The following is a 14,055-nucleotide window of genomic DNA, read 5'->3' on the forward strand; positions in this document are numbered from 1 at the left end:
CGCCGGTTATCGGGTGACTGCTCGCTTCTCGTTTCGCGGGTCATTCTGATGGTTGACGTAGGCGCGATCGGCGGTCTCGATCTGACGCTCCAGCGACGTTTTCCGCGCGCCAGCAATGGGCCGATACGGAATCCCTGGCCTCGGCGGCAGAGCGGACGCCCTCCGTTTCGCTTCCTGTGCCTGCTGTCCGACCGAACCCTGTCGGGCCGGCGCCTGCACATTTGTCGCCGTCTCCGGAATCCGCGTATCTGAAACAGCCTTGTCCTGGCGCCAGGTGTCCGTGATCCCACGCGCGTCGCCGACCGCTAATGCTCGCAGATGTGCCCGGCTCGGGAATGGCTCGCCTGGCTTGGCCGAGAACATGCGATCATCGATTTCTTTTTGAAGCCGATCCGCCGGCATTTCGAAAAGTGCCTCGTAGTCTTTGCGGCTCTCCGTTTCGTGGCCTTTGGTCTTGACCATGAAATGCAGGGAATACCGCTCGTCCGCGCGTTCTTTCTGTGCCTGCTGTGGCGAGAACAGGCCGGCCGAGGCGGTGTCAACAAAACCAACTTCAGCGTCGTTTACGTTCTGGAAGTGACGCCGATACGTCTGTTTCAGGATGTCGTCTTCGTTGAATGACACGATCATTCTCCGTATATTTGCCGGCGTGTTGTTCGCTCGGGCATCCAGGCCGTCCGGGAGGGGCGACAGGCGGCCTGGATGACTGAGTGATGAATTGATTGTCTCTATATTATACCGTGGATTTCAAATTTCCGGGGTGGAGGCCGGGATGGGCAGTCCGGGCCTCCATGTCGATCAGTTCGCCCAATCGTCGTCGGTGTTGTCGCCGTCGTCCGGCCCGGTCGGGACGTAGTTGCCAGGGATGATGACCGGCTGCGGAACGCTGACCGGCTGCGGAACGACCGATCCCGTGGCCGGCGGAAGCCTGTGGGGCTGGCCTGGGGAGCATGCAGCCAAGATCGGGAGACTGGCCGCGAGGATGAATTTCTTTGTCATTTTATTGTCTTTCAAATTTCCGAGGTGCGGTGATGAAGACCCAGACTGTCCATCCGGGCCTCCATGCCGATCAGGCGGCGAGGTCGATCACGTCGATGGTGTGACCGCCGGCGCGCTGGACATATGCCAAGGCAAAATTCGAGCCCTGCTTGATGTCGGTGGCGGTGAAAAGTGGCTTGTTTTCAACGCCATGTCCGCGCATTTCGCGTTCCTTGTCCTCCTGGCGCCAGTAAGCGTCCTTGAGCGAGCCGGTCACCGCGTCCGCGTTGTCGGTGTGTTTGTTCGAGTAGAATCTCAGAATGAATCGGGGATCGAACCGCTTGAGCGGCCGCATCTGATGGGTTTCCAAGCCGGGCTGGGCCGGACGGAGGCTGATCTGTTCAGCGCCGGTCAGGAATGGAACCGGCAGGTCCGGGAACTCGATCTCGCGCTGCCCCTGGGTCTCGAAGTATTCGTCATCGACCACCAGACCACGCAAGGTCTCGCCGGCCATTTTCTGGAAATATTCGAGCGTTTCCTGCTCTTCGATGCGGAGACAGACCTTGGTGCGCAAGTTGTTCAGGAGGTCCTGAGAATGTTTCTCCCCCAACCGTTTCTGGAGGGATGGAAGGCCCTGCGTCGCCGCGACCATGAAGACGCCGGTCGAGCGGGCGATATTGAAAAATTCCGCGTCACTTTCGCTGCCGCCCTTAGTGGCCAACATCTGAAATTCGTCAACGATCAAAGCCACAGACTGCCGTTTCGCGGCCTCCGGATCGGCGATCTGTCGTTTACGAGCGGCAATGAACAGCCTGGTCTTGAGCCACACCGCCACCACCTGGCCGACGGTGCCCCATTCGCTCTCGCCAATGGCAACCGCAAGAATCCCGCCGTTCAGGGCATAATCGACATCGGTGATCTGATCGGGCGGGAGCAAGCCGGATGCGAAGCGGGCCGCGACCGGTGGGGCGCCCGAGAATTTTCCGGTGACGCTCGACACGTTTGCGATGATTCCGGACCGGGTGTCCTGGGCCATTTTTTTCCACTCGCCGAGCGCATAATCGCCGGAGATCGCGACCTCGCGGCTGTTGATGAGGTCGCCCAGTTCCCGGTCCTTGCCGCTGTCCGCAATGAGTTTTCCATGCGCCGCAATGCGTCGGAATGCAGCATCGAGCGCATCAGGGTTGGTTGCGAGGTGCGCGATGCCCTGAAGGCTCCAGGGGCGGAAGTTTTTCCAAGTCGCGTCGGAGTCATCCGAAGCATCGCCCTGGTCCGCTCCCTCGGCAGCGGCAGGTTGGGCGGCAGACGGCTCATCGAAATCGCCCGATGACAGTAGGTCCTCCCATGACGCCGACGCATCGGTCACTGCGTCGTCAACCTCAGTTGCGTCACGCTCCTTGGGGCTATCGGGGCAGGGCACGATCTGTTCGAGAACGCTCGCGATCACTGCCGAGTGATACACGATGATCGATGCCTGCTCCGACCAGAAAACGTCTTCTTTTTCGCCGATGACCTGAGCGCTGACGGTCTTGAGCATCGTTGCGACTTCGAGAGGCGTCATGCCCGCAACCAGGTTCACGCCGTAATGGCCATCATCGGTTCCCAGCACGCGGACATCGCCCCGATCAGCCAGTTCCGGCAAGGAAATCAGGTCTTTATACAGGACCCCCTTGCCATCGGTGATGTATCCGCCGATGCGGCGAGGCGCCCGGCCGTCGGTCGGCTTGTCCCACGTCGCCGAGAAGATGCGCCGGGCCATCGGCTGGAGAAATGCGCGCGTCTTGCCCTCGCCCGTGCCGCCGAAGGCGATGACGTGCTGGCGGATGGATTCCGCATCGAGCGCAACGGTCTGGCCGACACCGGGGGAACGCATCGAACCACGGGCGCGCGCGATGCCGGTCGCGACGCCGACCTTGATCACCGGCGCGTCCGGATTCATCAGGGCCAGATCGATCTGGCGAGCGTATGCCTCCTGTTCCGTCTGCCGAATGTCGGCGCGGTTCTTGTATGCGACGATCGCGTCCCGCGTGGGTGTCGCCAGCGCCGACGATGCACGGGCGAAATAGGACTGGAGCCCGCGCACGACGTTGAACAGGGCCAGACCGGGGGCCATGACCGCCGCTGCAAGCAGGGCCAGGCCGAGGGTGCCGGCGGCCGAGACAGCGGTCGTGATGATGGCGTCTGCATACCACGCGATCTGGGGAATCAGCGCGTGCAGTTCACCCGAGCGCGCCCAATCGGGGTATGGAATGGCCGAATGCAGGCCGGTCAGGCAGACGGAGAGCAGGGCCGCTGCTGCGAACACGATGGCCATGCCGGCGGAGTAGCGGACGGATTTCTGGATTTGCGTGCGCGCGATTGTCGAGATTGCGTCGATCGTCAGATGGCGCCAGGCGAGCCAGGTCACTGGGATACCGCCGGGGAGCCGCCCATCCCAGGTCGGGGGGCGCACGAGATCGTCGGGGATGTTGCGATACAGCCAGCGGTAGCGATCCTCCGGCCACGTCGCGTTTGCGGCGGCGCGGATATCGCCGTCCAGGAGAGGATTGCCCGTGCCCGCTGTCCGGGCTGCGAGCCATTTGTCCAGGCGTGCGGGCTCGCAGAAGGCATCGATGCGGCTCGTGACACCGTGCGGGATCAGGCGATCGATCAGACGGCTCCACAGTCGGCCTGCGATCCGCCGGGGCGCGCGGGCGGTGCGGACGGTCAGCTTGCCGAGAAGGGGAACGAAACAGGCGACGGCCGCGAACAATGCGCCGCCGACGACGATCTCGCCGAAGGTGGACATGCTGGGGAACGACAGCAGTGTTGAGGCCAGCGCCGTCGTGCTGTCGAGGCTCGCGAGGTTCTGCTGAAACAAATCCATTGTCGTGTCTCTCTATATAGAGTGTGCGGTGTCCGGAGCGACCGATGCCGCTCCGGGGTGGACGGGGCGGGTTGGGTCAGCCCAGGTTTCCGCTGACCAGAGCCGCGATGCGGACGCTCGTCGAACGGGCGTCGTATGCCGCGTCGGCGTGACCCCAGGCGACCGTTCCGGCCGACCCAACGGCGCCGGTGATGACGATGGCGATTGCAGCGGCGATGATGATCTTCATTGCTCTAATCCCTTGATTTCTTTGCGGCATGCTTGCGGTGTGAGTGGGGTCGATCAGGTCCGCTTCGGACGAAGGCCGTTGGCGAGGCCCTTGGCGCAGGCTTCGTGACGAAGAGCGGCCAAGCGACGGTCGGGATGGGCCGAGGCGTGAAGGGCTGCTTCCTCACGGCTGATGCAGACGTTCAGGCCGGCCCGGATCGCGGATGCATCGCTCGGCTGCATTTCCGCCAGTTCCAGCAAGGCCGCATCGACGGCATCGGCGTTCTGGCGAGCGCCGACATAGTTCGAGGCGGTGTCGGGAACGGACATGATGCGGTCGTTGATGAACTGATTAAGCAGGTGCGGCTGCGCGGTGGCGCTCACGTCGTCGTTGAGCGAGACGTGTGGCAGACCATCGACATGCAGGGGGCCGCATGCCGACAGGGCCAGCAGGGTGCCCATGCCGCATACTGCGACGATCAGGCTACGGGTTGAGCGGTAATGACTTGAGAACATTGTCTTATTCCATCTCGGTCATGCCCGCGAGCAGATCGCGGACGCATGTGCGGTTGAAATCGAGCAGATCGAGTTGGGCGCTGCCGCGAACGATGTGATCGGGGGCTGCTGCGCGCAGGCGGGCCGACATCGCGTCGCGTTGACGGCCACAGGATTCGTAACCGGCGGTCACGCGACTGCTGATTTGCGGGTTGGGGTCGTTGACGAGGCCGGTCATGATCTCATCGATCCGGTGCCCCATCACGGCGCCCTGCGTGGGGGTCTCCGGGCGGGTCATGCGGCCAATCGCGGCCAGGGCAGCGGCCACCGCCGGAGAGTTCACCGGGACGGCCGGGGCAGCGACGGGCGCTGGAGCGGCGGACTGAGCCGGTGTCGAAGTCGAGGACGCCTGCGCTGCCGATGCTGCCTGAGCCTGGGCCGCATGTTCCCTGGCCTCGGCGGCGGCGAGGGCGGCCTGGGCGCGGGCGTCGGCTGCACGCTGATACACCGACTGGTCAGCCGTGAATGCCCTGTCGAACCATGTCGGCATCGTGAGCGCATGACCGCCGACGCCGCTGACAGCGCAGAGCGCGAGGATAGCCCCAGCGCCATACGAGACCAGGGCCGGCGCATAAAATGGTCGCAGCGCCGCCCGCGTCCTGTGCCCGGCGACATGGCCGGGCGTGATCAGTTTTTGGAATTCCTGCATAGCAGTTCTCCCGAGTGTGGAAATGCACGATGCATCGCCGTCACTGTTAGATTATCATATTTGTCGCACACTTACCTGTCGTGAGCCGGTCGCCCCGGAAATCAGCACTCACTTCGATGCGGAAAAGAGATGAAATACAAAGGACAATTGCGATATCTATGGTAAGTGACTGATTGCATTATTGATTTATCGCCGCGCTAATCCTTGAAAATATTGCGTCGGGAACTGGTCTGCTTTGAATCGGCGAGTTTCTGGTGCCTGCCTCGATCCGCAGAAATGGCGGAAAACAGCCATTCCTGAAAATGGATTCCGGGAAGATTCCGAATGGATTCCATCCGATTCATTTTTCTCGAAAAAATATTTGTGACGCCAGAAAATATCGGAATCCTGGGATCAATCGGGCGGTCGGATTCCCGGCGGATTCAGAGAAGGTGCTATTCGCTGAATGCCATAACCATCTGAAAAGGCTCGACGATTATTGATGGGGTCTTCGTTGGTGCCTTGCCGAGCTTGACCGAGAACGGAATCCGGCAAGGAAGGCACTTACCATAGTTCCGAAAGCCCTCGTGGAATCCTGCGGTTGTCGCGGATCGGCTTCGGAGATTATGACGATGATGCGCCGAAATGTGGTGGTTACTGCGTCCGCGATTGCGATGATTGTCGGATGGAGCGCAAATGTTTACGCGCAAGCGTATAACCGGGTCGCCCCGCATGCGGCCGATGTGTCCGCGCCGGTCCTGGCGAACGGGCCGGGGGTGACGCCGAATCTGCTGCCGGATACGGAGCAGGTAGGGACGAAGAGGCTGCTGGGGATATCCATCGTGCCGCCAGGGCTGGACGGATGGCAGGGGGGCGGCGACGGAGTGTTCGTCAGTCGGGAACTGGACGATACGCTGAGGGGGACTTCGTTCCAGGCGGCGATGCGGGCCAGGATCGGCAGGCCGCTGACCATGGCCGACATCAACGCTGTGGTTGACACTATATATAAAGAGTATCGCCGAGCCGGTCGGCCGTTCATGTTTGTTTCCATCCCGCCACAGAAAGTCTCGGGGGGCCACCTCCAGATCGTCGTTGATGAGTATCGCGTCGGGAAGGTGAGCGTGAGCGGGAACCGCTGGTTCCGGACTGCTGATCTGCTGAACGTCGGCGGGCTGGAGAGCGGGCAACGGCTGACGTTGGGGCGGGAGCAGGAGGCGCTGGACAGGCTGAACGGCAATCCATTTCGGTCGGCTGTCGCTGTGACGGCGGCTGGGGCGGAGCGGGGGCTGAGTGACGTGACGCTGAAGGTCTCCGATCACATGCCGCTGCGCGGATACGCCGGGTTCGATACGGGCGGAACACCTATCCTTGGCAGGCAGGAATGGTTCCTGGGTGGCTCTGTGGGCCGGTTGCCGCTCGACGGGACGCTGAGTTACCAGTTCACCCATGCTGTCTCTGAGTGGTATTCAGCGCATGCCCTGAACTACTCGATGACGCTGCCGTGGCATGACCGGATTCAGGTGTTCGGCGACTATGCGTGGGAGCGCCCGCAAATCAGCATGAGCAGCGCGCTAGGGCCGATCCGCATGACGGAGAACGGCCATTCCGGGCAGGCATCAATTCGGTATCTGCACGATTTCCGGCCATTGTTCCTGGGTGACGTTCTGATCAGGCAGCAGCTTTCTGGCGGATTCGACTACAAGACGACGAACAACGCGATCGAATTCGGCGGGGTCAATGTTTACGCGGGCAGTGCCGAGGTCGCGCAGTTTCCTGTGTCTTATCTGCTGTCAGAGACGGATAAGTGGGGACAGACGACATTCAGGAACACGCTGACATTTTCGCCGGGTGGACTGACCGGGGGGAACAGTAAGCGGGCCATGCAGACGATCGTGCCGGGGGCTTCGGCGGGATACGTCTATGACACGATGTCACTGTCACGGCTGACGTATCTGCCGCTCGGGATGTCGTGGTCGCTGGATGCCGTCGGCCAGGTTTCCAGTGGGAACCTGATGTATAGCAACCAGATCGGGCTCGGCGGGCTCTACACGACGCGGGGGTATTTTACGTCGTCGGCCTATGGGTCCGAGGGTGTGACTGTTCAGAATGAACTGCATTCGCCAGCGTGGAGCGTCTGGAAGGGGTGGGACACTGAGCAAGTCGGGGCGTTTGTCGATTACGGACATGTCTCGCAGGTGAAACGGATTCCCCAGGGAGTGAATAGCCTGGACCTCGCGTCCGTGGGGCTGGATGCCAAGATGAAAGTCAGGGACTACCTGGATGTGACCTTCAATGTCGGATGGCGGCTCGCGGGGATGCCTGCGGAGAGGCGAGGGGAGGGGTATGGTGACCGGGGCGCCTTCGGGAACGTCGCCGTGACGGTCGGATTCTGATGGCCGCTGGGGGGCGAGCGAAGGCTCTTCGGGGGATGCCGGCTCCCGCCGGGGTCGCGGCCGTGACGCAGGGCCATGTTGGCAACATGGCATGGCTCGGCGAGCTTATGGTCTGCATCCGGCCACACCGATGAATGCGCCCGGCAGGGCCGGCGGAGCCGGACATCCCCTCGTCGCTCTCAGCGCCCCCTTCAGAAGACCTTGTAAACACAACCAGGGTTACGGAAGGGGGCTGAGACGTCCTCGATTCAGCGGCGTAAATTTTGTCAGACGTCACTGATAAACGTATTACGTGCGGTATTACCTACTATGTTTGTCGTAACCCCGTCGAATGCGCCACCAACGACACCTCCAACGAGAGGAACCATCTTCGTAAGATTTAGAATTCCAGTTGTTCCAGCTTTTGTTACCAGTCGAAAACCCACGGCCTGGTTTATCTTTACCAGCATTGCCCCGGTAATGTATTTTTGTATTGCGGCGGCGGTGAATTTTGTCCCAAATTGGACTCCCGCAGCCTTCACGACTTCAGCGGCGCTATTCCCCGTAAGGCACACAAAACAAAGGGTTTTTGTTCTGTCGTCCAGAACATCATGTCCGCCAATGTGGGCAATTCCTGCAATCATTCTTAACTGTATATACAGTGTGGACGCCATATTTGCTGGTATTGATACCGGCATAGTCACTAGGCCGCCGAGGTTTGTTACGAACCCTCCTGTCGCAGCTTTCGTATTTTGCCACCTGATTAAGCTATTTGCGGCGTCCTTCTGGTTGTCTTTGTTGGCGCGAAGATATTCTTCACCAAGTGACTGTGCGGTGCCTAATACACCTGCTCCGGTTACGGCCTTTTCGTAGCTCCATTCCAAGGCTTTTCCGATAACACTTAGTTGGTTTTCTGACATATCTATTCTCGAATCCGTGATTACGCTCTGTCCAACGAAATTTCTTGGACACTACCTATCAGAGCGATTTTTCTACTAGGTCGGAAGGCCCTTGGATAGGTGTCCCGATGGGAATTTTGGTTTACCGCCCCCTGACCATCCCCTCCGCCCGATGCCGTGCCGCTTCTGCCTCGGCCCGGCGCCTCGCCTCGGCCGCCGCCTTCTCCGCCTCTGCTGCTGCCTTGGCTGACTGCCCGTCCGTCACCGCCGCCATCGTTTTTTCCGCCGGAGCCACCCTGTCTGGCGCGGTCACCTTTTCAGCGGCCCAGGATTCTTTGATGGTCTCCATGCGTTCCTCGGCCGACTTTGGCGCCTCCTTGATATGCTCCAGAGCCACCCGCCGCATCTCGATGTCGTTCCGAACTGCCTCCTGAGCCGACGGCGCGGATGCCCAGGCGTGCCTGTCCATCACGAAATCCGCCGCGTTCCCTTTTGTGTTGCTCTGCTGTCCCTCGTAGATGATCTGCCGGATCGTCGCCTCGCGATCGACGGCATCCCCGACATCGCCTCGGTCGGCCGCATCCGGGGCCTCCAGGCGGCCCTCATCGCTGATCGTCGCAGTTACTCCGTCTCGCCGGATGCGGTTATCCCGAACATTCAGGCCGATGCGCGTGACGTCAGTATAAAGATGACAGTCCTCGCGGTGCCTGGTCATACCGACATAGAGTGACTCCCGGTCCAGCCCGGCGGCATTGAGAACGTAAGCCCTGTCCACCGAGGCACCCTGGGCGGAATGCACGGTCACCGCATAGGCATGCTGGACGCGAAGCGGCCTCGTATCCGGCTGATCCCCTTCCTGCTGTGACAGCCGTTCCAGGTCACTCCATCTCGTCGTCACCTCGAATCCGCGCTCAAACACCAGAGTCACGACAGGCTGTCCGTCCGCATTGTCCCGGCAGACATCGCGAACAACCGCAACATCGTTGTTCCTTATCATGTCTTGCCCAGCCTTAATGTTTTCGCCGAAAATGATCCGATCCCCGACTGCCAGCGCTACCATCCCCGTTACCGGCTTGCGTCCCCGACTGAGCGCTTCGATCTCAATATCGTCTCCAGCGATCCGTCCCTCCTGACGCAGCAGGGCACGCAGATCGGAGTTCAGGTTCCGGACCTCATTATGTGTCCGGGCCAGGACCATGCGCGTTCCGGCCGGGTTCCGCCGAACGTCCTCAAGGTAGTCCCCGATCAGCCGGGTCCGGAGTTCCTGACCCTCGCCGATGACGATCCGGCCATGGTCATCGTATGCCCGGACGGCTTTCTCGATATCACCCGACGCGAAGTCCCGGCTGGCCTGTCTCTGCCATTCCTCTTTCTGTCGCCGGATTTCATCGATGCGCTGCGCTCCCAACGTTTCCGCCAGAAGCCGCATTGGCGACCCTGGCGCGACCGGCTTGAGTTGCCGTGTGTCCCCAGCGAGGATCACCTTTGCACCGACCCTGGCTGTCTCCCGCAACAGTTCTCGCATTTCCATCGTGCCGACCATGCCCGCCTCGTCGAGGATCACCACGTCGTTTCTGGTGAGCCGGATTGCCTGTCCATGTTTCTCGTCGGAAATGCGGTTCAGGAATGACCGCAGAACCGCCGCTTGCGCCTGATCGGTGTTCGTGTCCTTGGCGATGACCGATACCGCTTGATGGCTCGGCGCAGTCACCCAGACCCTCATTCCTGCATCCCGAGCGGCCTCGGCGGCGGTCCCCAAGGAGAATGATTTTCCAGTCCCGGCCGAACCTTCGACGACAGATACGCCGGCACGATTCAGCGCATGCCGGACCAGTGCCGCCTGCTCGTCAGATATTGTCCCCCGGCCGGCAATGGCCCGGTCAACGATATCACGCGATACGAATTCCCGCTCACCACGCCTGGCGAGTGCGATCCGGACGATCTCCCGTTCCGCGTCGATCATCTCGGGCGTTGCGTAAAACCGTTCGCTGGTCCTAGCGCTGACGCCGCCAGTCAACTCGATCAGGTGTCCCGATCGGCGGGCGGCATTGGCCTGCTCGATGGCGTGATCGACGGTGACGCCGCGTCCCTGATGATGCTCCAGGACCGTTCCGATCAGGCGTCGATCCTCGATCACCGATTCCGTCGATGTCAGTTCCGTCAGTGCCCGCTGGAATGCCGTCTGCCTGTCCTTCGGTTCGTCCTTGGCGATTGCAGATGCAGCCAGCGCGGATTCCCAAACCGACTCCCGTGTCCAGCCTTCCTCGCGCATCTCTTTGTCCCACCGCTCACGCAGTTCGGCGCGCGTCGGCATGTCTGCTTTCGATCCCCTTGTCGCCATTGAGATGTTAGCCGCCGCTTCGCGATGGATTTCTGTGTCGATTCCCATCTTGGAGGCTGCGGCTTCGATAGCAGCGCGGCGCTTCGAGAATTTCTGTTCCAGGACCTGCGGAACGCCGAGGACGCGAAAGTTCCGCTTGACCTTAACCGTTGTTACCCCCAGTTCCCGTTCGAGTCCCTGAGCCAATGCCAAGCGATACACTGCGCCCATCGCCTGCTGATGCCGAAGCAGTTCGAAATTATCGAGCGTCCCTGTCGTGCCGTCAGCCCGACGACACACGTTCGCTAATACCGCATGATCGTGGAGTTGGGGATCGCCAGCGCGGCTATGACCCTGTTTGGGTTTGTGAGTGTCCGTCGGATCGCTAGGGCGGCTGGTTGTGTGCTGGAATACCGCAACCACAATCTCGGCCGGCACCTCTTTAATCTCCCCGTTCTTGCCACGGCGAGTTACGATGAGCCCATTCTTGTGTGCATATTCCAGCGCAAAGATAGTTGCCTGACTCTGCGCCCGCTCGATTTTCTCACGCTGAATGTCAGTCCCGGAGGCCCATAAAATTGATACCGATTTTGGTGCCGCGAATTGCAGATCGTAGCCCACCCTGCGGTTCTTGCCATGCTGAACGATCGACCTCTTTGTGAGCGGATCGCGGCCCATCGCGAGGTTCCGAAAATCTTTGGAATCGACCTCCGTGCCATTCATCACGAACGGGAGCGGCTGGTCATCTTCGAGACGTGCATTCGTCCACCAGGTGCCCGGACGTTCTCCGGTTCCATTGTCGAGGTAGTAGGCCGCGCGGTCCCGGCCAGACCAGTCGCCTCGTTTCCGGCCCGTGGTGGACTTCTGTCCCGATGACGCTGCGGGGCTGTCTCCGGAGCCTGCCGAAATCTGTTCCCCGGCAGCCGTCACGGCTGCCTCGTCGGTCAAGCTCTCGTCCACGGATTCAATATAGTACTCAACGTCGGACAGTGGCGTGCAGGTGAACATGATTCCGGTTCCTGGAGAGGTGGGTCATCTGCTTGATGATACCTCCGGCAAGCGCATGTTTCCGGTTTCGGAGACGGCAGGACGGGATGTCTCGCGGAATACAGCCATAAATGATCGGGGTCAGTTTGAATCGGCGGCTGATCGCGTCCCAGAGTGCCGCGATGGCGGTTGCCGGAACGGGCTCCGTTTCGGCGTGGTTGAATGCGTGGGTGAGTGTCCAGGACAGGCAGGATGGAGGCTCGGGAACTGTCGTGTTCTCAGGGAACGCAGTTCCCGTGTCGCGCAGCGATAAAATGGCGGAAAACAGTCATTTTCTGTCCCTACCCAGCATCGAAGGTGCGTGGTGTGTTGAGAAAAAGATTCTATTGTTTTTGGAGTTTCGGGAATGCTGAGGGTGTCTTGTCAATGCTGAGGTGTAGGTGGAAATTGAGGGGGTGGGGAGGATATGGGATGTGGTGATTCTGAAATGTGTAGCGATTCTGTAACTGAGGATGTGGAAATGAAGAGACGGAGATGTTGGGAAGGACGAGGTGCTTGATGGTGAGGATTCTGGGCGTGGTGAGAACGGAGTGATCGTGCATGACGAAGGAATGCTGGCGAGAAGGGGGTGGATTCTGGCTGATAGAGGCTGCTTCGGATCAGCAGCATGGGATCAAGATCGCTGAGAATGAACATGAGGTCATCGGCGATCTGATCGGATGCGTGATGCGATCTATAATAGATTTAGACGGTCAACGTCTGAACGCATCAGGAGACGAAATACCATGTCAACAACAACGAAACGGTCGCGCCACAATTTCGTAGGAACGGTCGATGATCTGATTCTCGAACTGGAGAACGAGCGCAAGGATTGGGCGGCACGGAAACCAGCAACAACATACGATATGATCCGCGCGATCCATCCAACCCTGGCCGGCATGAAGGCGGACGGGTGGACTGACGCCAGGGTCTGCAATGTCCTGGGCAAACGCGGCATCGTCATCAGCGCCGGAACCTTCGCGACGTATATGAAAAGGATCAACAGGGAACAGCGCGAAGGGCGGGCGAAACCGGGCCGCAAGCCGAAGAACGATTCCCGGACACCCGGCTCGTCCAAACCCCCTCGCGCCGCTGAGGATTCTCCCGTCCACCAGAAAAATGCTGCGGACGATTCCACGGATTCAAACGCGCACAGTTCCTCGCGTCCGCCCGTGGATTCCGGCACGACACGGCCCGCTGCGCCAACCATGGCGGGCTTCACGTCACGGAAACCGCCATCTCTGGACGCATAACACCGGACATGGCGGCGCTGGAGAGTGCATCGGGCGGATCGGGGGATGCCTCGTTCCGCCCGATCTATATGCAGTCGCCGGTGAAAATGCCTGCAACGATCTGAGTTATTCACTCACCTGCACTACAATGACTCCATGGAATGCGATCGGGCATTCCAGGAAATTATTGGAGTGTGCAAGATGGCACAGAAGACGAAACGCCTCGTGCTCGTCGTCAGCGGCAAAGGCGGTGTCGGCAAGACGACGTTCAGCCGCCTGATGACGGACGTGTATCGGGAACGCAACACGAAGGCCGCGATCTTCGACGCGGACGGCTTGGTTGGCGGGCTGGCTCGCGTCTATCATGGCGCGGGCGTCGCCTTCTATGATCTTCGCGACGACGCGGATCGTGTCACGCTTCTCAATTCGATTGCCCTCGATGCCGATGTCATTCTGCACGATCTGCCGGGCGGTAGCCTCTTTGAGATCAGCAAGATCGTGGACACCGGCGATGGGAAACAGGTCGGGGGATTCCTCGAAGCCCTGCGCGACAATGGTGTCCGGCTGACGCTCGCGCATGTCATTGATAGCGAGATCGAAAGCGCTGATAGCGTCGGCAAGCACCTCGACATGTTCGGAACGGACGGTGTCGATCATGTCGCCGTGCTGAATATGCGCGAGGCCCGTGACCCAAAGGCCGACTTCCCATACTGGTTCGGCTTCGACGACGCGGACGGCAAACGGCGCTATGGCAAGGCTCGCGATCGACTGATTGCCGCCGGCGGTGTCGAGATCACCATGCCCGCGATGCAGGCCGGGACGCGCGCCAAAATCAACGCGCTGAACCTTCGCTATTCGGAGTGCGCTCGGCACCCTGAACTGACGATCACGGAGCGATCGATCGCGTCCCAGTTCCTGCGCGGATTCCGGAAGGCCATCGAACCGGCCGGCGACTTCCTCGGCCTGTGATCG

Annotated in this window: 12 protein-coding genes; 4 read left to right on the plus strand and 8 right to left on the minus strand. The window is 60.6% G+C overall.

Features of this window, described 5'->3' with window-relative positions; all coding sequences use genetic code 11:
• Positions 1–6: 6 nt before the first annotated feature.
• The 6 genes from HLH25_RS09030 to HLH25_RS09055 form a co-directional block, all read right to left on the minus strand.
• Positions 7–624, minus strand: coding sequence for a hypothetical protein (locus HLH25_RS09030; protein WP_182973753.1), 618 nt, complete (start codon positions 622–624; stop codon positions 7–9).
• A gap of 174 nt (positions 625–798) precedes the next feature.
• The gene (locus HLH25_RS09035) at positions 799–999 is read right to left on the minus strand and encodes a hypothetical protein (RefSeq protein ID WP_182973754.1); all 201 of its coding nucleotides are present in this window, start codon (positions 997–999) and stop codon (positions 799–801) included.
• A 70-nt stretch (positions 1,000–1,069) separates the two neighbouring features.
• A complete protein-coding gene (locus HLH25_RS09040) occupies positions 1,070–3,844 on the minus strand; it encodes a TraM recognition domain-containing protein (RefSeq protein ID WP_182973755.1) in 2,775 nt (924 codons plus the stop codon).
• Between the two features lie 76 nt (positions 3,845–3,920).
• Positions 3,921–4,073, minus strand: coding sequence for a hypothetical protein (locus HLH25_RS09045; RefSeq protein WP_182973756.1), 153 nt, complete (start codon positions 4,071–4,073; stop codon positions 3,921–3,923).
• A gap of 53 nt (positions 4,074–4,126) precedes the next feature.
• Complete coding sequence (locus HLH25_RS09050) at positions 4,127–4,567, minus strand: hypothetical protein (RefSeq protein ID WP_182973757.1); 441 nt, start codon at positions 4,565–4,567, stop codon at positions 4,127–4,129.
• 4 nt (positions 4,568–4,571) lie between these two features.
• Entirely contained in the window at positions 4,572–5,255 is a 684-nt protein-coding gene (locus HLH25_RS09055) for a hypothetical protein (protein WP_182973758.1), read from the minus strand.
• A gap of 611 nt (positions 5,256–5,866) precedes the next feature.
• Between HLH25_RS09055 and HLH25_RS09060 the strand changes: the two genes are divergently transcribed.
• Complete coding sequence (locus HLH25_RS09060) at positions 5,867–7,627, plus strand: ShlB/FhaC/HecB family hemolysin secretion/activation protein (protein WP_220791746.1); 1,761 nt, start codon at positions 5,867–5,869, stop codon at positions 7,625–7,627.
• Between the two features lie 266 nt (positions 7,628–7,893).
• On the opposite strand, the gene HLH25_RS09065 is transcribed toward HLH25_RS09060, so the two are convergent.
• Together HLH25_RS09065 and mobF are read right to left on the minus strand one after the other, a co-directional pair.
• Positions 7,894–8,526: an EcsC family protein gene (locus tag HLH25_RS09065; RefSeq protein ID WP_182973760.1), complete on the minus strand. Its 633-nt coding sequence runs from the start codon at positions 8,524–8,526 to the stop codon at positions 7,894–7,896.
• 121 nt (positions 8,527–8,647) lie between these two features.
• A complete protein-coding gene (gene mobF / locus HLH25_RS09070; protein ID WP_182973761.1) occupies positions 8,648–11,833 on the minus strand; it encodes a MobF family relaxase in 3,186 nt (1,061 codons plus the stop codon).
• 110 nt (positions 11,834–11,943) lie between these two features.
• Here mobF and HLH25_RS09075 point away from each other — a divergent pair, with 110 nt between their 5' ends.
• From HLH25_RS09075 to HLH25_RS09085, 3 genes are all read left to right on the plus strand, one after another.
• Positions 11,944–12,225, plus strand: coding sequence for a hypothetical protein (locus HLH25_RS09075; RefSeq protein WP_182973762.1), 282 nt, complete (start codon positions 11,944–11,946; stop codon positions 12,223–12,225).
• 372 nt (positions 12,226–12,597) lie between these two features.
• The gene (locus HLH25_RS09080; RefSeq protein ID WP_182973763.1) at positions 12,598–13,104 is read left to right on the plus strand and encodes a hypothetical protein; all 507 of its coding nucleotides are present in this window, start codon (positions 12,598–12,600) and stop codon (positions 13,102–13,104) included.
• 180 nt (positions 13,105–13,284) lie between these two features.
• Entirely contained in the window at positions 13,285–14,052 is a 768-nt protein-coding gene (locus tag HLH25_RS09085) for a P-loop NTPase (RefSeq protein WP_182973764.1), read from the plus strand.
• Positions 14,053–14,055 lie beyond the last annotated feature (3 nt).

The sequence above is a fragment of the Gluconacetobacter dulcium genome, assembly GCF_014174165.1.
Classification (GTDB): Bacteria; Pseudomonadota; Alphaproteobacteria; order Acetobacterales; family Acetobacteraceae; genus Gluconacetobacter; species Gluconacetobacter dulcium.

Bases quoted from the DNA above. Each gene is read 5' to 3' on its own strand.
- HLH25_RS09050 (WP_182973757.1), bottom strand. From the start codon at position 4,567: ATGTTCTCAAGTCATTACCGCTCAACCCGTAGCCTGATCGTCGCAGTA.
- HLH25_RS09035 (WP_182973754.1), bottom strand. From the start codon at position 999: ATGACAAAGAAATTCATCCTCGCGGCCAGTCTCCCGATCTTGGCTGCA.
- HLH25_RS09075 (WP_182973762.1), top strand. From the start codon at position 11,944: ATGATCGGGGTCAGTTTGAATCGGCGGCTGATCGCGTCCCAGAGTGCC.
- mobF (WP_182973761.1), bottom strand. From the start codon at position 11,833: ATGTTCACCTGCACGCCACTGTCCGACGTTGAGTACTATATTGAATCC.
- HLH25_RS09045 (WP_182973756.1), bottom strand. From the start codon at position 4,073: ATGAAGATCATCATCGCCGCTGCAATCGCCATCGTCATCACCGGCGCC.
- HLH25_RS09040 (WP_182973755.1), bottom strand. From the start codon at position 3,844: ATGGATTTGTTTCAGCAGAACCTCGCGAGCCTCGACAGCACGACGGCG.
- HLH25_RS09060 (WP_220791746.1), top strand. From the start codon at position 5,867: ATGATGCGCCGAAATGTGGTGGTTACTGCGTCCGCGATTGCGATGATT.
- HLH25_RS09065 (WP_182973760.1), bottom strand. From the start codon at position 8,526: ATGTCAGAAAACCAACTAAGTGTTATCGGAAAAGCCTTGGAATGGAGC.
- HLH25_RS09055 (WP_182973758.1), bottom strand. From the start codon at position 5,255: ATGCAGGAATTCCAAAAACTGATCACGCCCGGCCATGTCGCCGGGCAC.
- HLH25_RS09085 (WP_182973764.1), top strand. From the start codon at position 13,285: ATGGCACAGAAGACGAAACGCCTCGTGCTCGTCGTCAGCGGCAAAGGC.
- HLH25_RS09080 (WP_182973763.1), top strand. From the start codon at position 12,598: ATGTCAACAACAACGAAACGGTCGCGCCACAATTTCGTAGGAACGGTC.